Genomic DNA, 2241 nt, shown 5'->3' on the forward strand with positions numbered 1-2241 from the left:
TATTTGTTCCCAGTAGAATATAACTTCACACTTCCAACTAACCCCACTTCAAAAGTTTAAACTTTTTCCCTTGCAATTCTTAAATCAATGTATTATATTGTTGATGTATCAATTATTGATATGTCAAACAATTGTCCACAATCAAAAATATAGGAATGACAATAAATAAGTTTAACGCCTAAAAAGAAAGGAATAATGACTATGACTATAAAAGATTTTAACGAAATTGCTTTAAAACGCCGTTCAATTAAAAAATATGATCCTTCAGTAAAAATCAGCCGTGAGGAAATGGAAGAAATTCTTACAGAAGCTATGCGTGCTCCTTCTTCTGTTAATATGCAGCCGTGGCGCTTTGTTGTAATTGAAACGCCGGAAGGCAAAGAAAAATTAGCTAAACTTGCGAAATTTAACAGTGAACAAGTTCATACATCTTCAACTGTTATTGCCGTGTTTGGTGACATGAACAACGTCGAATATGCAGACGAAATTTTCGGAAAAGCAGTAGAGCTTGGCTATATGCCTCAGGACATTAAAGAACAGCAGCTAAATTTCTTTAAGCCGATTTACGAAAACATGCCAAAAGCAGATATGAAAGACATCGTGCTAATTGATTCAGGTCTTGTATCTATGCAGCTTATGCTTGTTGCTCGCGCTCACGGATATGATACAAATCCAATCGGCGGATACGAAAAACACTTAATCGCAGAAGAATTCGGTTTAGATAAAGAACGTTATCTTCCAATTATGCTTATCTCAATCGGTAAAGCAGCGAGCGAAGGCCATGCTTCTTACCGTTTACCGGTCAATACGGTTACAACTTGGAAATAAGCAGCAGCTATTTCTGTTCATTGAATAAAGAGTTAAAAATGTGAAGTAAAAGGAGATTTTCTGATGAATAACTATCAAGAACTTACAGAAAAACAGCTTTCATTCTTTAATAGCGGTAAAACAAAAGACGTTGCGTTCCGTATCGAAACGCTAAAGAAATTAAGAGAACTTGTTGTACGTCATGAAGACGACATTTTAAAAGCAGTAAAAGCTGACCTTAACAAACCAGAATTTGAAGCAAAACGTGCAGAAGTTGGTCTTGTGCTAAGCGAAATCGACTTTGCAGTTGAAAATCTTGCAGAATGGGCAGCGCCAAAAGAAGTAGAAACACCATCTACTCATGCTGGAGCAAAAAGCTACATTTATCAAGATCCATACGGTTTAGCTCTAGTGATTGCACCTTGGAACTATCCGTTCCAACTTGCTGTATCACCAGTAGTAGGCGCGATTGCTGCAGGTAACTGCGTGGTGTTAAAGCCTTCTGAATTAACACCTCATACGTCAAGCCTTCTTGCTAAGATGTTTAATGAAAACTTCCCTGAAGAATACTTGACGGTAGTCGAAGGTGAAGTGGAAACAAGCACGGCTTTACTAAAAGAAAACTTTGATTACATTTTCTTTACAGGAAGTACAATGGTCGGCAAAATTGTGGCAGAAGCTGYTGCTAAACATTTAACACCTGTTACGCTTGAGCTAGGCGGAAAAAGTCCTACAATTGTACACGAAGATGCAAATATTGAAGAAGCAGCAAAACGCATTGCGCGCGGTAAATTTGCAAATGCTGGCCAAACTTGCGTAGCGCCAGACTACATTCTTGTTCAACGAAATGTAAAAGACGAGCTGCTAGCTAGCCTAAAAGAAGTTGTAACAAACACGTACGGCGAAGATGTTTCACAAAACCTAGACTTCCCTCACGTAGTGAGCGAAAAGCATTTTGATCGCCTTAGCAGCTTCTTAACAACCGGAGATATTGTTTTTGGAGGCAAAACGGATCGTTCTCGTCTGTTTATTGAACCAACTGTTCTTGACAACATCTCATGGGAAGACAATGTGATGCAAGATGAAATCTTTGGACCAATTCTTCCAGTCATCGTATACGATGAAATCTCAGAAGTAATTGAAGCAATCGTAAAACGTCCAAAACCATTAGCACTTTATCTTTTCTCTGAAGATGAAGCAGTCCAAGATCACATCTTAAATAGCGTGTCATTCGGCGGCGGTTCTATCAATGATACGATTAATCATATGACGTCTCACTATCTTCCATTTGGCGGCGTTGGTGACAGCGGAATGGGTGCGTATCACGGAAAAGCAAGCTTTGATACATTTTCACACGCTAAAAGCATCTTAAAACGTTCAAATAAATAATTAAAAAGAAAAGCCGAAGTCACGCGTTGACTTCGGCTTTTTTAC

General features: G+C 38.6%; 2 protein-coding genes. Both read left to right on the plus strand.

All coding sequences use genetic code 11. The features are described from left to right. The first annotated feature begins 201 nt into the window (after positions 1–201). On the plus strand, positions 202–828 hold the full coding sequence (locus tag AC1DRF_RS24015; protein WP_477741874.1) for a nitroreductase family protein: 627 nt from the start codon (positions 202–204) through the stop codon (positions 826–828). A gap of 63 nt (positions 829–891) precedes the next feature. Beyond that, a complete protein-coding gene (locus AC1DRF_RS24020; protein ID WP_477741875.1) occupies positions 892–2196 on the plus strand; it encodes an aldehyde dehydrogenase in 1305 nt (434 codons plus the stop codon). Positions 2197–2241 lie beyond the last annotated feature (45 nt).

The sequence above is a fragment of the Priestia sp. P5_B4 genome, from assembly GCF_056400385.1.

Excerpts from the sequence above, each read along its gene's own strand:
- AC1DRF_RS24015 (WP_477741874.1), top strand. The coding sequence starts at position 202 with ATGACTATAAAAGATTTTAACGAAATTGCTTTAAAACGCCGTTCAATT.